The 20668-nt window shown below is 39.9% G+C and carries 19 protein-coding genes and 1 tRNA gene; 16 read left to right on the forward strand and 4 right to left on the reverse strand.

The window, feature by feature from the left end; translation table 11 throughout:
- Positions 1 to 2: 2 nt before the first annotated feature.
- The 3 genes from AC3E9F_RS01945 to AC3E9F_RS01955 all read left to right on the forward strand — a co-directional run bounded on the left by AC3E9F_RS01945 (position 3) and on the right by AC3E9F_RS01955 (position 3137).
- On the forward strand, positions 3 to 1463 hold the full coding sequence (locus AC3E9F_RS01945) for a nicotinate phosphoribosyltransferase (protein WP_263393824.1): 1461 nt from the start codon (positions 3 to 5) through the stop codon (positions 1461 to 1463).
- A complete protein-coding gene (gene nadE, locus AC3E9F_RS01950; protein ID WP_490672743.1) occupies positions 1460 to 2284 on the forward strand; it encodes an NAD(+) synthase in 825 nt (274 codons plus the stop codon). The genes AC3E9F_RS01945 and nadE overlap by 4 nt, the downstream gene beginning before the upstream one ends.
- A 301-nt stretch (positions 2285 to 2585) precedes the next feature.
- The gene (locus AC3E9F_RS01955; RefSeq protein ID WP_263393822.1) at positions 2586 to 3137 is read left to right on the forward strand and encodes a GNAT family N-acetyltransferase; all 552 of its coding nucleotides are present in this window, start codon (positions 2586 to 2588) and stop codon (positions 3135 to 3137) included.
- Positions 3138 to 3308: 171 nt separating this feature from the next.
- Here AC3E9F_RS01955 and AC3E9F_RS01960 read toward each other — a convergent pair whose 3' ends face one another.
- From AC3E9F_RS01960 to AC3E9F_RS01975, 4 genes are all read right to left on the reverse strand, one after another.
- Positions 3309 to 4391 carry a M24 family metallopeptidase gene (locus tag AC3E9F_RS01960; RefSeq protein ID WP_263393821.1) on the reverse strand — a complete coding sequence of 361 codons (1083 nt, stop codon included), beginning with the start codon at positions 4389 to 4391 and terminating at the stop codon, positions 3309 to 3311.
- Positions 4392 to 4505: 114 nt separating this feature from the next.
- Positions 4506 to 5288: a lipid II isoglutaminyl synthase subunit GatD gene (gene gatD / locus AC3E9F_RS01965; protein ID WP_263393820.1), complete on the reverse strand. Its 783-nt coding sequence runs from the start codon at positions 5286 to 5288 to the stop codon at positions 4506 to 4508.
- Positions 5288 to 6631 carry a lipid II isoglutaminyl synthase subunit MurT gene (gene murT / locus AC3E9F_RS01970; protein ID WP_263393819.1) on the reverse strand — a complete coding sequence of 448 codons (1344 nt, stop codon included), beginning with the start codon at positions 6629 to 6631 and terminating at the stop codon, positions 5288 to 5290. Before murT ends, gatD begins: the two co-directional genes overlap by 1 nt.
- Positions 6632 to 6717: 86 nt before the next feature.
- Positions 6718 to 8034 (reverse strand): FAD-containing oxidoreductase, encoded by a 1317-nt coding sequence (locus AC3E9F_RS01975; RefSeq protein WP_263393818.1) that lies wholly within the window; start codon positions 8032 to 8034, stop codon positions 6718 to 6720.
- Positions 8035 to 8373: 339 nt separating this feature from the next.
- On the opposite strand from AC3E9F_RS01975, the gene cshA reads away from it, so the two are divergent.
- From cshA to AC3E9F_RS02040, 13 genes are all read left to right on the forward strand, one after another.
- Positions 8374 to 9948: a degradosome RNA helicase CshA gene (gene cshA, locus AC3E9F_RS01980; RefSeq protein ID WP_263393817.1), complete on the forward strand. Its 1575-nt coding sequence runs from the start codon at positions 8374 to 8376 to the stop codon at positions 9946 to 9948.
- 271 nt (positions 9949 to 10219) lie between these two features.
- The gene (gene codY, locus AC3E9F_RS01985) at positions 10220 to 11008 is read left to right on the forward strand and encodes a GTP-sensing pleiotropic transcriptional regulator CodY (protein ID WP_263393816.1); all 789 of its coding nucleotides are present in this window, start codon (positions 10220 to 10222) and stop codon (positions 11006 to 11008) included.
- Positions 11008 to 11583 carry a cysteine hydrolase family protein gene (locus tag AC3E9F_RS01990; protein WP_235083979.1) on the forward strand — a complete coding sequence of 192 codons (576 nt, stop codon included), beginning with the start codon at positions 11008 to 11010 and terminating at the stop codon, positions 11581 to 11583. The genes codY and AC3E9F_RS01990 overlap by 1 nt, the downstream gene beginning before the upstream one ends.
- 77 nt (positions 11584 to 11660) lie before the next feature.
- A tRNA-Leu gene (locus AC3E9F_RS01995) sits at positions 11661 to 11746 on the forward strand.
- Between the two features lie 292 nt (positions 11747 to 12038).
- Positions 12039 to 13316 (forward strand): ABC transporter permease, encoded by a 1278-nt coding sequence (locus tag AC3E9F_RS02000; RefSeq protein WP_263393815.1) that lies wholly within the window; start codon positions 12039 to 12041, stop codon positions 13314 to 13316.
- Between the two features lie 13 nt (positions 13317 to 13329).
- Positions 13330 to 13977, forward strand: a complete 648-nt coding sequence (gene vex2, locus AC3E9F_RS02005) for an ABC transporter ATP-binding subunit Vex2 (protein ID WP_263393814.1) — start codon at positions 13330 to 13332, stop codon at positions 13975 to 13977.
- A gap of 45 nt (positions 13978 to 14022) precedes the next feature.
- A complete protein-coding gene (gene vex3 / locus AC3E9F_RS02010; protein WP_490672744.1) occupies positions 14023 to 15402 on the forward strand; it encodes an ABC transporter permease subunit Vex3 in 1380 nt (459 codons plus the stop codon).
- Between the two features lie 70 nt (positions 15403 to 15472).
- On the forward strand, positions 15473 to 16129 hold the full coding sequence (vncR, locus tag AC3E9F_RS02015) for a response regulator transcription factor VncR (RefSeq protein ID WP_006148163.1): 657 nt from the start codon (positions 15473 to 15475) through the stop codon (positions 16127 to 16129).
- The gene (gene vncS / locus AC3E9F_RS02020) at positions 16126 to 17445 is read left to right on the forward strand and encodes a sensor histidine kinase VncS (protein WP_490672745.1); all 1320 of its coding nucleotides are present in this window, start codon (positions 16126 to 16128) and stop codon (positions 17443 to 17445) included. Before vncR ends, vncS begins: the two co-directional genes overlap by 4 nt.
- A 147-nt stretch (positions 17446 to 17592) precedes the next feature.
- On the forward strand, positions 17593 to 18474 hold the full coding sequence (locus tag AC3E9F_RS02025; protein ID WP_001019005.1) for a class II fructose-bisphosphate aldolase: 882 nt from the start codon (positions 17593 to 17595) through the stop codon (positions 18472 to 18474).
- A 169-nt stretch (positions 18475 to 18643) separates the two neighbouring features.
- Positions 18644 to 18991, forward strand: a complete 348-nt coding sequence (locus AC3E9F_RS02030; RefSeq protein WP_490672746.1) for a hypothetical protein — start codon at positions 18644 to 18646, stop codon at positions 18989 to 18991.
- Between the two features lie 43 nt (positions 18992 to 19034).
- Positions 19035 to 19433, forward strand: coding sequence for a hypothetical protein (locus AC3E9F_RS02035; protein ID WP_490672747.1), 399 nt, complete (start codon positions 19035 to 19037; stop codon positions 19431 to 19433).
- Positions 19434 to 19520: 87 nt separating this feature from the next.
- Positions 19521 to 20453, forward strand: a complete 933-nt coding sequence (locus AC3E9F_RS02040) for an alpha/beta fold hydrolase (RefSeq protein ID WP_490672748.1) — start codon at positions 19521 to 19523, stop codon at positions 20451 to 20453.
- Positions 20454 to 20668: the final 215 nt, after the last annotated feature.

The following is a 20668-nucleotide window of genomic DNA, read 5'->3' on the forward strand; positions in this document are numbered from 1 at the left end:
ATATGTACCCAGATGACAGTTTAACTTTGCACACAGATTTGTATCAAATTAACATGATGCAAGTTTACTTCGACCAAGGCATTCATAACAAGAAAGCAGTTTTTGAAGTTTATTTCCGCCAACAACCTTTCAAAAACGGTTATGCTGTATTTGCAGGTTTGGAACGAATTGTGAACTACTTAGAAAACTTGCGCTTTTCTGAGAGCGATATTGCTTATTTGGAATCACTTGGTTATCATGGTGCCTTCTTGGAATATCTCCGTAATCTCAAGATGGAATTGACTGTACGTTCTGCTCAAGAAGGGGACTTGGTATTTGCCAATGAACCGATTGTTCAAGTGGAGGGGCCTTTGGCTCAGTGTCAATTGGTTGAAACAGCTCTCTTGAACATCGTCAACTTTCAAACCTTGATTGCGACCAAGGCAGCTCGTATTCGTTCAGTCATTGATGATGAACCTTTGATGGAGTTCGGAACACGTCGTGCGCAAGAAATGGATGCAGCTATCTGGGGGACTCGTGCGGCTGTTATTGGTGGTGCCAATGGAACTAGTAATGTACGCGCAGGTAAGCTCTTTGGTATTCCGGTTTTAGGGACTCATGCCCATGCTTTAGTTCAAGTTTATGGAAATGACTATCAGGCTTTCAAGGCTTACGCCTCAACGCACAAAAACTGTGTCTTTCTAGTAGATACATACGATACTCTTCGCATCGGTGTTCCAGCAGCGATTCAGGTTGCGCGTGAACTTGGTGACAAGATTAATTTTCTTGGTGTCCGCATTGACTCTGGAGATATCGCCTATATTTCTAAAAAAGTTCGTCAACAACTGGATGAGGCTGGATTTACAGATGCTAAGATCTATGCATCCAATGACCTTGATGAAAATACCATTCTTAACCTCAAGATGCAAAAAGCTAAAATTGACGTCTGGGGTGTAGGTACTAAACTCATCACTGCTTATGACCAACCTGCTCTTGGCGCAGTCTATAAAATTGTGTCTATTGAAGATGAAAATGGTCAGATGCGCAACACCATCAAACTCTCTAGCAATGCTGAGAAGGTTTCGACACCAGGTAAGAAGCAAGTTTGGCGCATTACCAGTCGTGAAAAAGGGAAGTCAGAAGGTGACTACATTACTTATGATGGCGTAGATGTTGCTAGTATGACAGAAATCAAGATGTTCCATCCAACCTATACTTACATCAAGAAAACTGTCCGTAATTTTGATGCCGTTCCTCTCTTGGTGGACATCTTTAAGGACGGTAAGCTGGTCTATGATTTACCGAGTCTACCTGAGATTCAGTCCTATGCTCGTAAAGAATTTGATAAACTTTGGGACGAGTACAAACGTGTTCTGAACCCACAACATTATCCAGTAGACTTGGCACATGATATTTGGCAAGACAAGATGGACTTGATTGATAAGATGCGTAAGGAAGCTCTAGGCGAAGGAGAAGAAGAATGAGTTTGCAAGAGACCATTATCCAACAATTAGGTGTTAAGCCAGTTATTGATGCCCAGGAAGAAATTCGTCGTTCCATCGACTTTCTAAAAAGATATTTAAAGAAGCATCCCTCCTTAAAAACGTTTGTGTTAGGCATTTCTGGAGGTCAAGACTCGACCTTAGCAGGACGCTTGGCTCAACTAGCCATGGAAGAAATGCGAGCAGAAACAGGTGATGATAGCTATAAATTTATAGCAGTTCGTTTGCCTTATGGAGTACAAGCTGATGAAGCAGATGCCCAAAAAGCCCTAGCTTTTATCCAGCCAGATGTGAGCTTAGTAGTGAATATCAAGGAATCTGCTGATGCTTTGACAGTAGCAGTCGAAGCAACAGGAAGTGTAGTTTCCGATTTTAACAAAGGAAATATCAAGGCTCGTAGCCGTATGATTGCCCAATATGCCCTTGCAGGTGCTCATAGTGGAGCTGTTATCGGGACAGACCATGCTGCGGAAAATATCACAGGTTTCTTTACCAAGTTTGGTGACGGTGGTGCAGATATTCTCCCACTCTATCGCCTCAATAAACGCCAAGGAAAACAACTCTTGAAAGAACTTGGAGCTAATCCAGCCCTCTATGAAAAAGTTCCAACAGCAGATTTGGAAGAAGAAAAACCAGGCATTGCAGACGAAGTAGCCTTGGGAGTCACTTACAATGAAATTGATGATTACCTCGAAGGTAAACAAGTAAGCTCAGAAGCCCAAGCAACCATTGAAAAATGGTGGTACAAAGGCCAACACAAACGCCACCTACCAATTACTGTGTTTGATACGTTTTGGGAGTGAGACAGAAATCGGTAACTCGAAGAGTTCGAGTTCGATTTCGTTGTCTCACCCCCGCAAGGCTGACTAGGCTTGAAAAAACTTGCTAAAGTGCATTTCAAGCCAGACAGCGACTGCGTCATGAAATTAGAGGGAACTGTTGTTTTCTCAATGTTTATGAGTATAGTGTTTTTACCCTGAGCCTAGAAATGAGAAAGCGAAGAAGGTCCGGAGGACCTTTTTCACTTTATAACTTGAATTGGGAGAATGAGACAGGTCAATGTAAGTTTTAAGCCATCCATAAAATAGAAAGAGAGTTAGCATCATGAAAGCACTAGGTACACAACCTTTAGAAACTGAACGTTTGATATTAAGGAGATTTGTAAAAAATGACGCTCAAGCCATGTTTGATAATTGGGCTTCACGCTCAGAAAATCTAACTTATGTGACTTGGAATCCACACTTGAATGTTGAACAGACTCGAAATTCTATAGGCAATTGGGTTAAATCCTATGACGAGCCAGATTATTACAAATGGGCCATTTGTCTCAAAGAAAATCCAGACCATGTCATTGGAGATATTAGTCTTGTAGGTGTGCATAAAGAAAACTCTAGCTGTGAGATTGGTTATATCTTAGGGATGGACTACTGGGGACGAGGACTCATGACAGAAGCCTTGAAGGCAGTTTTATCATACTGTCTAGATGAGATTGGATTTGAAGAGGTTGATGCTTGCTATGTAAGTCTAAATCCTGCATCTGGTCGTGTTATGGAAAAGGCTGGAATGACTTTTTGGAAGACAATTCCAGATGGTGTGAAACGAAAAGGATATATAGCGGATAAAATTTATTATCAAATCAAAAAGGCGGTGGGATAGAAATCGTTAGACGAAGTTTCGATTTCGTTGTCTCACCCCCGCAAGGCTGACTAGGTTTGAAAAAGCTTGATAAAGCATCTTTCAAGCCAGACAGCTACTGCGTCAAAGCGTTAATACCAGAAAAGGACGAGATTTTATATCTCGTCCTTTTTATATTGTATATCATTCAGCTTAATCAAAATAAAGCAAATCTTTGCTGGTACTTGTAAAGAGATCAAAGCCATCCTTAGTGACAACACCGCAGTCTTCGATACGAACTCCGACTTTACCAGGGATGTAGATACCTGGTTCAACTGAGAAGCACATGCCTTCTTCGATGACCATGTCATTTCCTTCCATGATTGATGGGAATTCGTGAACATCCATACCGATACCATGGCCGAGACGGTGGTTGAAGTACTCACCGTAGCCAGCTTTTTCGATCACTTCACGAGCTGCACGATCGACCTCATGGGCTGTGACACCAGGTTTGATAAAGTCAAGGGCAGCTTGTTGAGCTTCTAGAGTCAAGTTGTAAATATCCTTCTTGAATTGGTCTGGTTTCCCGACAGCGACCGTACGAGTCATATCTGATGCATAACCATTGACCATCACACCAAGGTCAAAGAGGAGAAGGGCGTTATTTTCAACCTTGTTAGCTCCAGGGATACCATGCGGATTCGCAGCATTATCACCTGTTAAGACCATGGTGTCAAAGCTCATTTCATAACCTTCGCGTTTCATAGCAAAATCGATTTGCGCAATGATATCTGTTTCAGTATTATCAAGAGAGATGTTGTCAAAACCAACTTTGACAGACTTGTCTGCATAGACACCTGCTAACATCATCTTTTGCACTTCGTCAGCTGATTTGATCAAACGCATACGTTGGATCAATGGAGTTAAGTTTTCAAACTCAGCAGATTCAAAGACAGTTTTCAAACCGTGATATTTGGTCAAGATGAGGTTATCAAACTCAACTGCTACACGTTTGAAATCAAATTGTGGCAAGGCATTTTGGATTTTTTTCCAAGGGTCTTCAGAGTCCACATAACCAACGACTGGGAAAGAAACAGTGCTAGTTGCACGCTCAACCTCAAGTGCTGGAACAAAGAGAAGCGGTTCCTGATCTGCAAGGACAAAAAGGAACATTTGACGTTCGTGTGGATCACTGTAAAAGCCAGTGAGGTAATTAATTGTGACGGGGTCAGATACGACAGCGACGTCTAGCTTTTCTGATTCGAGATATGTTAGGATTTGTTGTAATTTAGACATATGCTACCTTCTTTCTACCCCTCTATTTTTGCAAAAAATAGTAGAAAATGCAAGGGAGAAGGGGAAAAGAGCATAAAAAAATTCCAATTGCCGAAGCATATTGGAATCTAATGATTAGTTGAATTCTGCCTTGCTTTTTACATCGCTATATTCTTCAGCGACTTCTTGACTAAGAATATCCTCGTAAGATGGTAGAACGATGTCCTGACCGTATTTTTTCTTAAGAGCAGTAGTGACCAAGCGGTAGGCTAGATTTGCATTGCGGGATAAAATAGGTCCGTGGAAATAAGAACCGAAGACATTTTTATAGTGAACACCTTCACCGATTTTCTCTTCGTTATTTCCATTTCCGTAAACAACCTGTCCCAGTGGTTTTTGGTCATCTGAGAGGAAGGTGCGACCTTGGTGGTTCTCAAATCCATAGTAGATTTCATCGAATTCTTCATTATGAATTTTAATATCACCGATAAAGCGGTTATTGGTTTGGTTGAGTGTGTAGTGTCCCATAACACCGAGGCCTTCGATGCGTCTTCCGGAAGCCTCTATATAATATTGTCCCAATAGTTGGAAGCCACCACAGATAGCAAGAACGACACCATCATTTTGGATAAAGTTATCGATGCTTTCTTTTTTAGCAGGTAAATCACTAGCAATGATGCTCTGTTCAAAGTCTTGACCACCACCGAAAAAGGCGATGTCGTAGTGGTTTTCATCAAAGTCATCATGGAGAGAAACGATGTCAACTGTTACATGAGCCCCAAGTTTTTCAGCTACGTACTTGAGCATAAGGATATTTCCATTATCTCCGTAGGTGTTCATGAGGTTACCATAGAGGTGGGCGATATTCAGCTGGTATGGATAGTTACCGTCTTTTGAGGAAAGTGAAGTATAAACCATTAGTTCATCTCCTTTCTAACAAGTTGACGATTGGCTAGTAGTTCTCGGAATTCCAGCATAGCAGTGTAGGTCGCAAGGATGTAAGCATGTTTACAATCTTGGGCTTCAATCGTTTTAATAACTTGTTCCAGACTGCTTGTTTCAGTGATTTTATCAGCTGGATAGCCAGTTACTCGAAGACGACGAGCAATTTCAGAATGACGAACGCCACCAGCATTGATTTCTGGAATATCCATGTCAGTTATCTGTTCAAAATCCGCATCCCAGATCCAGCTGGTATCAATACCGTCTGCATAGTTAGCATTAAGGAGAACCGATAAACTAAATGGATAAGGAGCTAGTTTAATCATTTCAATAGCTTGTGTTGCACCAACAGGATTTTTAATAAGAACCAGTGTGCATTCCTTGTCACCGATATGGAAGGTTTCTTGGCGCCCAAAAACTGCACGACTCTTGTCAAATCCTTGTTTAATCAGTTGAGAATCAGCTCCAAGGTAACGGGCGATAGCGACTGCTGCGAGAGCATTGTAGATATTATAAAGTCCACCGATTTGGATACCGTATTCCTGTCCGTCAATAACAAAGCGAGAACGATTGTTGGTCAACTCAACCAATTCTGTTAGACGGTAGTCCAAGTCAGGTCTTTTACATCCACAATTTTCACAAATATAAGCTCCTAAGTTGGCATAAGTATTAAGCTCATATTTCAAAATACTTTGACAGTCTGGACAGAGAATACCTTCCGTATTGTAGTGAGCAAGCTTTGCTGGACCTTTTTCCAAATCAAAACCAAAATACTGAACAGGATTTGGAATTGCAGGCTTGTAGAAAAGCGGACTATCGCCGTTAAGGAGCACAGTAGCAGTAGGAACTTTTCGAATAGCGTCCAAAATCATGTTGTAGGTCGTATAAATCTCACCGTAGCGGTCCATTTGATCGCGGAAAATATTGGTGATAACGAAAAGACTAGGCTGGATGTAGTCACAGATACGTGAGAGACTAGCTTCGTCGATTTCAAGGACAGCGATGTTCTTGCCAGTTTTTGAAGATTTGGCTGTCAAGAAGGTAGTTGTAATCCCTGTGATCATGTTGGCACCACTTGGATTGGTTAACACTTGACCGTAAATTTCCTTTAGGATACCGACAGTGAGAGCGGTCGTCAAGGTTTTTCCATTGGTACCAGTTACCACAACAATCTCATAGTTCTTCGCTAAATGTTGTAAAATATCTTTATCAAATTGAAGGGCGAGTTTTCCAGGCAGCGTACTTCCACGTCCAAGACGACTCAAAATAAAGTGAGAAGAACGCCCAGCAAGAAGGCCCAAAGTAGTTTTTAATTTCATGTTTCTATTATATCATAAAAGCCAGAAAAGACAGATTTGAGATTTTAGAAAAAGAAAAACAGCCCAAGGAGGGCTGCTTGATAAAACTAAATCGCAAACAAGTCATTCAAGTTCTCAGCCAAGGTTGGGTGAGTGAAGATTTGTTTTGTGAAGTAAGTGTATGGAATCTTGTTGTCCATTGCAACAGTAATGATGTTGATGATTTCTTGTGAACCTTCAGAGAAGATAGTTGCGCCAAGAATTTCTTTTGTTTCAGTATTGACAACAGCTTTGAAGGCACCACGAAGGTCACCATTTACATGTCCACGAGGCATAGCTGCAACAGGAATTTCCTTAACAGCATATGGAAGTTTCAAATCAGCTGCTTGACTTTCAGTCAAACCAACTTGTGAAAGTGCAGGTGTGATGAAAAGAGTATTTGGTACATTGAGACGATCTTCGAGTGTGTAGCTGCCATCACCAGCGAGGTAGCTATAAACAACACGGAAGTCATCTAATGAAATGTAGGTAAACTGAAGGCCACCGTTGACATCTCCAACAGCAAAGACACCAGGAACGTTTGTTTGACAATGTTTGTCTACTTTAATAGCGCCTCGTTCAGTTAGTTCAATATCTGTGTTTTCGAGATGAAGAGGTTCAACATTTGGTTTACGTCCAGTTGCGTAGAGAAGGGCATCGAAACGGTATGTTTCGTTCTCAGTCACGACAAGAACCTGGTCACCGTCGTTTTTGATTTCAGTAGTGCGGACATTTTGTAGCAATTCAATGCCATCTTCTTCTAAGTATTGTTTGGCAAGAGCTGCGATAGAAGGTTCTGCACGAGGTAGGAATGTATCCAAGGCATCTAGGACTGTGACCTTGCTTCCAAGTTTGTTGTAAAGACCGGCAAATTCAAGACCGATATTTCCGCCACCAAGGACACCAAGTTTTTCAGGCAATTTGTCCAAGTTTTGGATACCTGTTGAGTCAAAGACATTCTTGCTTGTAGCAAGGCCTGGGATAGGTAAGACATTTGAAACAGCACCAGTGTTGATGACGATAGTTTCAGCAGTCAGTTCTTGTTTTTCGTCACCAGCTTGGATTTCGATGACTTTATTAGAAACAAAGTGAGCTTCAGCATCAAAGATATCTACGCCTGTACCTGCGACAGTAGCATAGTTTTTACCATTGAGGCGTGTAGTAACCGTGTTTTTAGTAGCCATGACTTGATCAAATGACAAGTCTTTTTCAGCAGCAACTAGCAAGGTTTTAGTTGGGATACAACCGATATTGATACAAGTTCCACCGTACATAGCTTTGCTACGTTCAACGAGGGCAACTTTTTTACCAGCTGAAGCCAGTTTTCCAGCAAGCGTCTTACCTGCCTTACCAAATCCAATGACAATTAAATCGTATGTTAACATTTTTATTCCTCCTGTTCGAATTTCATTCTAGCATAAGAAAAAAACTTTTGCACAAATCTGCTACGGAAAATAGTTTCAGGAACCGAATGCTCTAACAAATACTTTTTGAGTGAAGCAAATCGATAGAAAAATCGTTTACATGACTTAATCAGGAGGTTAGACTATCTTTTGACCTTCTCTTGTGTTATACTAGATAGGTTGCAAAAAAGCAGTACTTTTCTTTAGTGGAAAAGAAGCAACACGGTCTTTCATAAAAGCTATGAAAGTACGTCATGACAAGAAAAGTATAAACTAAGCGCTATAGGATGGCTTCGCACCATCTTTAGAAAGAAGAATAACGTGAAATTTAATGAATTTAATCTTTCTGCCGATTTGTTGGCAGAAGTTGATAAAGCAGGATTTGTAGAAGCAAGTCCCATCCAAGAGCAAACCATTCCTTTAGCTCTTGAAGGGAAAGATGTGATCGGACAAGCTCAAACTGGTACAGGGAAAACTGCAGCTTTCGGCTTGCCAACCCTTGAAAAAATTCGTACAGAAGAAGCAACTATCCAAGCTTTGGTCATTGCACCAACTCGTGAATTGGCTGTTCAAAGTCAAGAAGAACTTTTCCGCTTTGGTCGTAGTAAGGGTGTGAAAGTCCGTTCAGTATACGGTGGTTCAAGTATTGAAAAACAAATCAAGGCTCTTAAATCAGGGGCTCATATCGTAGTAGGAACACCAGGTCGTCTCCTTGACTTGATCAAACGCAAGGCCTTGAAATTGCAAGATATTGAAACTCTTATCCTTGATGAAGCGGACGAAATGCTCAACATGGGCTTCCTTGAAGATATTGAAGCCATAATCTCCCGTGTCCCAGAAAATCGTCAAACCTTGCTCTTTTCAGCAACCATGCCTGAAGCCATCAAACGCATCGGTGTTCAGTTCATGAAAAATCCTGAGCACGTCAAGATTGCTGCCAAAGAGTTAACAACAGAACTAGTTGATCAGTACTATATCCGTGTTAAGGAACAAGAAAAATTTGATACCATGACTCGACTCATGGATGTGGAGCAGCCAGAACTTGCAATTGTATTTGGTCGTACCAAACGTCGTGTGGATGAGTTGACTCGTGGTCTTAAAATCCGTGGTTTCCGAGCAGAAGGGATTCATGGAGATTTGGACCAAAACAAACGCCTTCGTGTCCTTCGTGATTTTAAAAATGGCAACCTCGATGTCCTCGTTGCAACAGACGTTGCTGCTCGTGGTTTGGATATCTCAGGTGTGACCCATGTCTACAACTATGATATTCCTCAAGACCCTGAGAGTTATGTTCATCGTATCGGTCGTACAGGGCGTGCAGGTAAGTCAGGTCAGTCCATTACTTTCGTAGCACCAAATGAGATGGGCTATCTCCAAATCATCGAGAACTTGACTAAGAAACGCATGAAAGGTCTCAAACCTGCAAGTGCAGAAGAAGCCTTCCAAGCTAAGAAACAAGTTGCACTGAAGAAAATTGAACGTGATTTTGCTGATGAAGCCATTCGTGGAAACTTCGAGAAATTCGCAAAAGACGCTCGTAAACTTGCTGCAGAATTCAGCCCAGAAGAACTGGCTATGTACATCCTTAGCTTAACAGTACAGGATCCAGATAGTCTTCCAGAAGTTGAAATTGCGCGCGAGAAACCATTGCCATTTAAACCATCCGGTGGTGGATTTGGCGGAAAAGGCAAGTCTGGTCGTGGTGGCCGTCGTGGGGATGATCGCCGAGATCGTGATCGTCGTGGCAATGGTCGTCGTGATGATTTCAAAAAGGGCAGTCGGAAAAACGACCGCTTTGATAAAGAGAAGCGTTACCGTAAGGACAATAAAAAACCACGCAATACTTCAAGCGAGAAGAAAACAGGCTTTGTGATTCGTAACAAAGGAGATAAATAACAAAAAAAGCGGTTCACTGAGGTGGATCGCTTTTATATATAAGGAGACCGAGAGTCATATAAAGATTCATACGAGAATTTAAATTTATAAATTTGTTATCTTGTAATATTATTCTATCAAAAAATCAGAAAGCTGTCAATAAGAAAATTATAAAAAATAGGAAAAATTTTCGAATACACTTGAATTGCAATTCAATAAACAATTTTCAGATAATTGTTGAAGTAGTCAGAATTTTATGATATAATGAAAGCGATTATATGCGAGGTAAAAAATGGCACATTTATTAGAAAAAACAAGAAAAATCACATCAATGTTAAAGCGTTCGGAGGAGCAATTACAAGATGAGCTTCCTTATAATGCCATTACACGTCAATTAGCAGATATTATTGACTGTAACGCTTGTATTGTGAATAGCAAGGGTCGTTTGTTGGGCTACTTTATGCGCTACAAAACTAATAATGACCGAGTTGAGCAATTCTTCCAATCAAAGACTTTCCCAGAAGATTATGTGCAAGGTGCGAACATGATCTACGATACGGAGGCCAATCTTCCAGTAGAGCATGATTTGACAATTTTCCCAACTGAGAGTCGTTCTGATTTCCCAGATGGTTTGACAACAATTGCTCCAATCCATGTCTCAGGGATTCGCTTGGGTTCATTGATTATATGGCGTAATGATAAAAAGTTTGAAGATGAAGATTTAATTCTTGTTGAAATTGCCAGCACAGTAGTAGGAATTCAACTCTTGAACTTCCAACGTGAGGAAGATGAGAAAAATATTCGTCGTCGTACGGCTGTAACTATGGCGGTTAATACCCTTTCGTACTCTGAACTTAGAGCAGTATCGGCTATTTTAGCTGAATTAAATGGTAATGAAGGTCAATTAACAGCTTCAGTCATTGCAGACCGTATTGGTATCACTCGCTCTGTAATTGTGAATGCCCTTCGTAAACTTGAATCTGCAGGGATTATTGAAAGTCGTTCTCTTGGTATGAAAGGAACTTATCTCAAAGTTCTAATCCCAGATATTTTTGAAGAAGTGAAAAAGAGGAACTATTAATGGCTAAGGCACTAATTTCTATTGATTATACAGAAGATTTTGTAGCGGATCATGGGAAACTGACTGCGGGTGCTCCAGCTCAAGCAATATCTGATGATATATATGCGGTGACCCAAAAGGCTTTTGAACGTGGAGATTATATCTTTTTTACAATTGATGCCCATGAAGAAAATGATGTTTTTCATCCTGAAAGTAAACTCTTCCCGCCACATAACATTATTGGGACTAGTGGACGAAATTTGTATGGCAAGTTAGCCGACTTCTATCAGGAACATGCTGATGATAGTCGTGTTTTCTGGATGGACAAGCGTCACTATTCAGCATTTTCTGGGACAGATTTGGATATCCGTCTCAGAGAGCGTAAAGTGGATACTGTCATTTTGACGGGAGTTCTTACAGATATTTGTGTCTTGCATACAGCCATTGATGCTTATAATCTTGGTTATCAGATAGAAGTTGTGAAACCGGCAGTAGCATCCATTTGGCCTGAGAATCATGCCTTTGCACTTGGACATTTTAAGAATACACTTGGTGCGAAATTGGTTGATGAAAATTTGCTTGAAATTACAGAATAATACATTTCAAGATGAAAAAATCTGAAAAAAGTCTTGACAATTTTTTTCAAAGTTGATATACTAGTAAAGTAATCGACGCGGGGATGGCGGAATTGGCAGACGCGCAGGACTAAGGATCCTGTGACCGCTTTAGGTCGTGAGGGTTCAAGTCCCTCTCTCCGCATAGCAGAAGAGCTAGCTTAGCTAGCTCTTTATTTTTTTTATAAAAAAGAGGCTGGGACAAAAGTCCTAGCCTCTCAATTGTTTTTGGATTGTCGAGCAAGACGCAGTGGTTGAGTGGGCTCTACTCCGCTGATTTCATCAGCTTTTACAGCCCTACTCAACTGTGCGGAGGTGGGACGACGAAATCGAATTCTAACGAATGACCGATTTCTGTCCCACTCTCTTTTTTTTGTGATTTCATAAACATTTCATATTTGAATATTATAATGGTTTTACAAATATGGAGGTGCTATATGAATCCCACTCAAAGAGCTTGGGCTTACGTCAGCAGAAAACGACTGAGAAGTCTCATATTATTCCTGATTCTATTTGTCTTATTGGCTGGAATATCGGCTTGTTTGACGCTTATGAAGTCCAACAAAACAGTAGAGAATAATCTCTACCGCTCCTTGAATACATCTTTTTTTATTAAAAGAATGGAGCCGGATCAAACCTTTCAGCTGTCTCAACTAGATGACCTTAAAAAAATAAAGGGACTTGAGGAGATTTTCCCAGAGCTAGAAACAATAGCTAAGTTGACTGACAACGAAGTAGTTACTGGAGAACAAAGTATCCAAAGGGATGATCTGACAGAAGCTGAAAAAAATCTTATCAGTTTAATTGCTTTGAAAGATTCTTCCAAGGACGTTTCTTTTACAAGTTCTGCCTTTACCCTTAAAGAAGGAAGGCATTTAGAAAAAGGAGATAGCAAAAAAATCTTAATCCATGAAGATTTAGCAAATAAAAACAATCTAAAGATAGGAGATAAGATTAGCTTAAATCCTGGTCAAGTAAAAGGAAATAGTGGACAAAGGCTAGACTATGAAATCGTAGGTATTTTCTCAGGTAAGAAGCAAGAAAAATTCACTGGTCTTAGCTCAGATTTTAGTGAAAACACGGTCTATACAGACTTCGAAAGTAGCCAAACTCTTCTTGGAACTAAAGAAGCACAAGTTACTGTCGCTCGTTTCTATCTAGAAAATCCCAAAGATATGGATGACATCATTCAAGAGGTTGAAAAGTTATCTCTTGAAAATCAAGGCTTTCAAGTGGAAAAGGAAAATAAGGCCTTTGAACAAATCAAGGATTCAGTTTCGACCTTCCAAACCTTCCTACAAATTTTCCTCTATGGCATTATGATTGCTGGTGTAGGAGCGCTGATCTTGGTCTTGTCACTTTGGTTACGAGAGCGAGTCTACGAGGTTGGTATTTTATTGGCACTAGGGAAGGGAAAAAGAGAAATCTTTAGCCAATTCTGCCTGGAAGTCATCATAGTTTCATTGGCATCTATTCTGCCTGCATTTGTAGCTGGAAATGCCATTACTTCCTATCTCTTGAAGACTGTACTAGCAAGCGGTGACCAAGCTGCACTACAAGATACTCTGGAAAAGGCAACGAATCTTACAACAAGTCTTCTTTCATTTGGTGAATCTTATATTTTCCTACTTATAATTAGTTGCTTGTCAGTTGCACTTTGTTTCCTATTTTTATTTAGAAAATCACCGAAAGAAATTTTATCATCTATTAGTTAATGAAGGAGAAATCATGACTTTACTACAATTACAAGATCTTACTTATCGTTACAAGAACACTGCAGAAGCAGTATTATATAAAATCAATTACGATTTTGAACCTGGTAAGTTTTATAGTATTATCGGAGAATCAGGAGCTGGGAAATCTACCCTCTTATCACTATTAGCAGGACTTGATAGCCCAGTAGAAGGTGCAATTAAGTTTGAGGGTAAGGACATTCGTGAACAAGGTTATTCTTATCACCGTATGCACCATATCTCGCTAGTTTTCCAAAACTATAACTTGATTGATTATCTTTCTCCATTAGAAAATATCCGCTTGGTTAATAAGAAGGCTAGCAAGGATACGCTTCTTGAACTTGGTTTAGATGACAGTCAAATCAAGCGGAATGTTCTCCAATTATCAGGTGGGCAGCAACAACGTGTTGCCATTGCTCGTAGCCTTGTATCTGAAGCACCAGTGATTTTAGCGGATGAACCAACCGGAAACCTAGATCCTAAGACAGCTGGGGATATCATCGAACTCCTCAAATCTCTTGCTGAGAAAACAGGCAAGTGTGTGATCGTTGTGACCCACAGTAAGGAAGTAGCACAGGCGTCAGATATTACACTGGAATTGAAGGATAAAAAGCTGACTGAAACAAGAAAAAAAAGTAACTAAATCTTTTAAATATATATAAGTGAAGTAAATCTAGAAAGGAATCTTATGTTACACAACGCATTTGCCTATGTCACAAGAAAATTCTTTAAGTCGCTTGTGATCTTTCTCATCATTCTCTTGATGGCTAGTTTGAGTTTGGTCGGCTTGTCTATCAAGGGTGCGACAGCTAAGGCTTCTCAAGAAACCTTTAAGAATATCACCAATAGTTTCTCCATGCAAATCAACCGCAGGGTCAACCAAGGAACTCCACGTGGTGCAGGGAATATCAAGGGTGAAGATATTAAAAAAATTACTGAAAATAAGGCCATCGAATCTTACATCAAACGTATCAATGCTATCGGTGATTTAACAGGCTACGAATTGATTGAGACACCTGAAACCAAGAAAAATCTAACGCCAGATCGAGCTCAACGTTTTGGAAGTAGCTTGATGATAACAGGTGTCAATGACTCTTCTAAAGAAGACAAGTTTGTATCAGGCTCTTATAAACTGGTTGAAGGTGAGCATTTAAAAAATGACGACAAGTACCAAATTCTCATGCATAAAGATTTGGCAGAAAAGCATGGATGGAAGGTAGGAGACAAGGTCAAACTTAACTCCAATATCTACGATGCGGATAATGAAAAAGGAGCCAAAGAAACAGTAGAAGTCACTATCAAAGGACTTTTTGATGGACATAACAAATCTGCTGTGACCTATTCACAGGAACTATATGAAAATACAGCAATCACAGATATTCACACAGCTGCCCAACTCTATGGATATACAGAAGATACAGCTATCTATGGAGATGCTACCTTCTTTGTAGCTGGGGATAAGAACCTCGATACGGTCATGCAAGAAATAGGATCCATCAACGGTATCAACTGGAAGATGTATAGCTTAATCAAGAGTTCATCAAACTATCCTGCTCTTGAACAATCTATCTCAGGCATGTACAAGATGGCTAATCTCCTCTTCTGGGGTAGCTTGAGCTTCTCGGTTCTCCTGCTTGCTCTCTTACTCACGCTATGGATTAATGCCCGTCGTAAAGAGGTTGGCATTCTCCTTTCAATTGGTCTAAAACAAGCAAGTATTCTAGGACAATTTATCACAGAAGCAGTTATGATTGCTATTCCAGCTCTCATTTCAGCCTACTTCCTAGCCAACTATACAGCTCGTGCTATTGGAAATACAATACTTGCCAATGTCACATCAGATGTGGCCAAGCAGGCAAGTAAGGCTGCACAAGCTTCCAATCTCGGTGGTGGAGCAGAAGTGGACGGCTTTAGTAAAACACTTTCTAGTCTTGATATTTCCATTCAACCATCAGATTTTGCTATCGTTTTTGTTCTTGGATTGGTTCTAGTAGTACTTGTTATGGCACTTGCTTCCAGCAATCTCCTCTTTAAACAACCAAAAGAACTTTTGATAGATAGTGAATAAAAAACCTGCTACCTATTCTCACTCAAATGAGATATAATATAGGTAGCATTTTTGATAGAAAAGGATTTATATGAAAATTCTAATTGTAGAAGATGAAGACATGATCCGTGAGGGAATTAGTGATTATTTGACGGATTGTGGCTATGAAACCATTCAGGCTGCAGATGGCCTTGAGGCTTTAAAACAATTTTCCAATCACCAAGTTGCCTTGGTTCTCTTAGATATTCAAATGCCGAAACTCAATGGTTTAGAGGTTTTGTCAGAAATCCGTAAAAGCAGTCAAGTTCCGGTCTTGATGTTGACAGCCTTTCAGGACGAAGAATATAAGATGAGTGCCTTTGCTGCATTAGCAGATGGATATTTGGAAAAGCCTTTTTCCCTATCTTTATTAAAGGTACGAGTGGATGCCATCTTTAAGCGTTATTATGATACTGGTCGTATTTTTACCTATAGGGACACCCAGGTAGACTTTGACAGTTATAGCGCTAAAGTAGCAGGTCAAGAAGTTGCAGTGAATGCAAAAGAACTAGAAATTTTAGACTATCTGGTTAAAAATGAAGGTCGAGCCTTAACACGGTCGCAGATTATCGATGCTGTATGGAAGATGACAGATGAGGTTCCTTTTGACAGAGTGATCGATGTCTATATCAAGGAATTACGGAAAAAATTGGATTTAGACTGTATTCTTACCGTGCGCAATGTTGGTTATAAATTGGAGAGAAAATGAGACGTTCAGGTTTATTTAAAAAAATTTTTATCTATACCTTCTCGGTATTTTCTACCTTGGTCATTTGTTTGCATTTGGCCATCTATTTCCTCTTTCCTCCGACCTATCTCAGTCATCGTCAGGAGAGCATAGGGCAAAAGGCTACAGAAATTGCCCAGTCTCTCCAAGGCAAAGATAGTCAAGCTATTCAGGAAGTCCTTGAACTTTATTCTAAAAGCAGTGATATTAAGGGAGCTGTTAAGGGAGAGATGACTCAGGATAAGTTGGAAGTCAATGATAATCTTCCCGTTGATAAACAACGACAAACGGCCTCCTTGGTTATTGAGGAAAGAGAAGTTCAAACTAAGGATGGTCAGACGATGACCTTACAGTTTTTAGCTTCTATGGATTTGCAGAAAGAAGCAGAAGACATCAGTCTTCAATTTCTGCCTTATACTTTATTAGCGTCTTTCATCATTTCGCTCCTCATCGCCTTTATCTATGCTAGAACCATTGTTGCTCCTATTTTGGAAATCAAACGAGTGACTCGACGGATGATGGATTTGGATGCAGAAGTGAGGTTGCGCGTGGATTCTAAGGATGAAATTGGTGATCTTAAAGAACAAATCAACAGCCTTTATCAGCATCTCTTGACGGTCATTGCAGACTTGCATGAAAAGAACGAGGCCATCCTTCAGCTGGAAAAGATGAAGGTTGAGTTTTTGCGAGGTGCTTCCCACGAACTGAAAACACCTCTAGCTAGTCTAAAGATTCTTCTGGAGAATATGAAAGCCAATATTGGACGCTATAAAGACCGTGACCATTATCTGGGAGTTTCTTTGGGTATCGTGGATGATTTGAGTCACCATATCCAGCAAATCTTATCCCTTTCTTCAGTGCAAGAATTGCGAGACAAGAAGGAAGAAATCAACCTTCTTGAAATGACAGGTTTTCTCTTAAAGGATTATGATTTATTAGCCAAAGAGAGGGAAATCTCAGTTGTGAATCAACTCACAGACCAACAAACTTATCTAAATCCTTCGGTACTCAAGCTGATTCTTTCCAATCTTATCAGTAATGCTGTGAAACACTCTGTTCAGGGTGGTTATCTAAAAATTGGGACAGAAGATGGCTGGGTTTTCATTGAGAACGCCTGTACACCTGAGGAGCAAGATAAGTTTGAACAATCCTTTACGGTTTCTAGTCGACAAAGTAAGGGAGCTGGCTTGGGACTATTCGTAGTTAAAAGTTTATTGGAAAACGAAGAAATTGACTATCGATTTGAACGCTATGAAGACCACTTAGCCTTTTATATGAACCTACCTAAAGACCTGTAAGATTAGGACTTTGAGGAGGGTTACATATTTTTAGATAGAAGAAATTCAATCTAAACTACAGGAAAAACTAGCTTTTTTTGTCAAAAAGTGATAAAATGAACAATGTAAATGGGATATCCCATAAAAATATACAGGAGGCCTGATAAAATGGCAATCGTTTCAGCAGAAAAATTTGTCCAAGCAGCTCGTGACAATGGTTATGCAGTTGGTGGATTTAACACAAACAACCTTGAGTGGACTCAAGCTATCTTGCGTGCAGCAGAAGCTAAAAAAGCTCCAGTTTTGATCCAAACTTCAATGGGTGCTGCTAAATACATGGGTGGTTACAAAGTTGCTCGCAACTTGATCGCTAACCTTGTAGAATCAATGGGTATCACTGTACCAGTAGCTATCCACCTTGACCACGGTCACTACGAAGATGCACTTGAGTGTATTCAAGTTGGTTATACTTCAGTTATGTTTGATGGTTCACACCTTCCAGTTGAAGAAAACCTTGAAAAAGCTCGTAAAGTTGTAGAATTTGCTCACGCAAATGGTGTATCAGTAGAAGCTGAAGTTGGAACTATCGGTGGTGAAGAAGACGGTATCATCGGTGACGGTGAATTGGCACCAATCGAAGACGCTAAAGCAATGGTTGCAACTGGTATCGACTTCTTGGCAGCTGGTATCGGTAACATCCACGGTCCTTACCCAGCAAACTGGAAAGGTCTTCATCTTGATCACTTGCAAAAATTGACTGAAGCTGTACCAGGATTCCCAATCGTATTGCACGGTGGATCAGGTATTCCTGATGACCAAATCCAAGCAGCTATCAAACTTGGTGTTGCTAAAGTTAACGTTAACACTGAATGCCAAATCGCATTCGCTAACGCAACTCGTAAATTTGCTCGTGACTACGAAGCAAACGAAGCAGAATACGACAAGAAAAAACTCTTCGACCCACGTAAATTCTTGGCTGACGGTGTAAAAGCTATCCAAGCATCAGTTGAAGAACGTATCGACGTATTCGGTTCAGAAGGTAAAGCTTAATCTAGCTTAACCATACAAAACAGAAACCTGCCCCTGAGGGTGGGTTTTCTCATTTTTCAACTCTTCTCAACCTTATTTAAAAAGTGATATAATGAGGATGGAGAGAATCATTTAGTGATTTTTTGGGTAAAACTAGCTTTTTAATCAACTTTTGAAAGGAAAAATAGCTATGATATTCGATCAGTCCTTACAAGCCTACCTTCATGAAGTAGATGATGTTCTTGTAGCTTGGGAAGAAAAGCCAAGTGGAAACTTTGAGGTGGAAGCTCAGTTACTTGCAGCCAATTACCATAAAAATAGGTCTCGTATTCTTGCGTTTATACTGCCTTATTTACAAGAATTTTATGGGTATTTCACAGATGAAGAAGCTACTGAAAAGTTGGGTAAACCAATCATCGAGCCAGAGCGACAAACCGTTACTTTCTGTGACCAAACTTTTGATGATATTCATATCTTTTCTTTTGACTATCAGGGACAGGCATTTGAGAGTCTGGAGAATTTTGCCATTGATGGTTAAGGTCTGTTTTCAGTTTAAAGTTTAAAAAGAAGGGGAGAGATTGATGAGTACTGCTGATTTTATCTTTATTGAGAGTAAAGAACACATATTCCTAGATTTACAAGCCTTTTGTACTGCTTTGAGAGAAAAATTCCCAGATATTATAATCAGAGAAAGGACTAACCCTGAAAAAGCTTACTCGCTTTCTTGGGATTATCAAAGTCCTCAGCTTACCTTGGAAAGTTCTTTGAGTAGCAAGAAAAATATTTTTGTGATAAATTACTTTGATTCAACAAACAGGTTACAAGATTATGCCTCCTATATCATCTGGCTTCGGAAATGGTTTCCAGCTGAAGAGAAGGTTTCCTTTTGTGATGAAGGCTATGAGTACGTGTTTGAACTTCCTAGTGATTTATCCCAAGATGAGTTGGAAAAATACTTACGAACAAGATTTGATGAGTGAAGAAAAAGTTCGAAAACGAAATATAGAAAACTGGAGAAGAACCATCCCTAAGTTGCTAAAAGTGTCTAATTTTTGTACAATAATGCTATGAAAAAACTAAAAAAATGGTGCCTTGGCTTTATTAGTTTCATTCTCTTGTTTCTAGTGGCTACATTTATCTTTCACCGTATCAGTTTAGAAAAGGAACAAGCCTCTCTAACTCCTATGGGTCAAACAGTTCTCGTCAATGGGCATCACATGAATGTTTACGTTGAAGGGGATGGTCCAGAGACTATAGTCGTTCTCTCAGGTGCTGGGATTGCTTCTCCAATATTGGACTTTAAGAATGTATCGGATTCCTTATCGAAAAGATACAAGGTAGTCATTGTGGAGCGAGCGGGATATGGTTATAGTGATGATAGCAATCATTCAAGAGATGTGATGGAGGTTTTGTCTGAGACTCGTCAAGCTCTTTCTCAGGCTAATGTCACAGGGCCTTTTATCATTTTGTCTCATTCTATGGCTAGTCTTGAGAGTCTGGCTTGGCAGGAAAAATATCCTGATGAAGTGAAAGCCTTGATTGGTCTGGATTGGGCATTGCCGTCAAGTTATGAGGATTTAAAGGACAATCAGGCCTTGCTTACTGTGGCCTATTGGAGTAGCAAGATTGGCTTGTTACGCTATTTCCCAGAGTCCTTTTATATAAAAAATCCAACTCTGACCGAAAGTGAACGACAACAATATAAACTCCTAGCATACAATCAGTTGATGTCACAAGCCATGCTTCATGAATCTCGTATGGTAAAGGAAAATGCCAAGAAAGTTCCCTCTAGCATCAATCCCAAAATTCCTACCTTACTACTGGTTTCTAACGGTCAAGATACAAGCTTTAGTCAATATGAATGGAAGCGCTACGCAGAGAAGTTTGCTAGTGAACAGTCTAATGTGAAAGTCATCTATATGGATGCACCACACGACCTTTATCATTATCAAAGTCATGAAATAGTTTCTCAGATTGAAGATTTTTTAAAGAGTTATTGATGGGATAAAAATCATTTTAGACTGATGACAATCATTAAATGTTAAAGGATTAACAGTAGAATCACTCATTTTTTTCTTACCAAAAAACCTACCCCTGAGGGTAGGTTTTTTGGTGTTTTAAGAGAGAAATCTCACATTTCATAATCTATAAGCAAACGCTTGCATTCCTTTATTTATTGGATTATAATAGGTTGGTATAAATCCTTCTGTAATAA

The organism is Streptococcus sp. SCPM-O-B-15277 (M60), assembly GCF_058200335.1.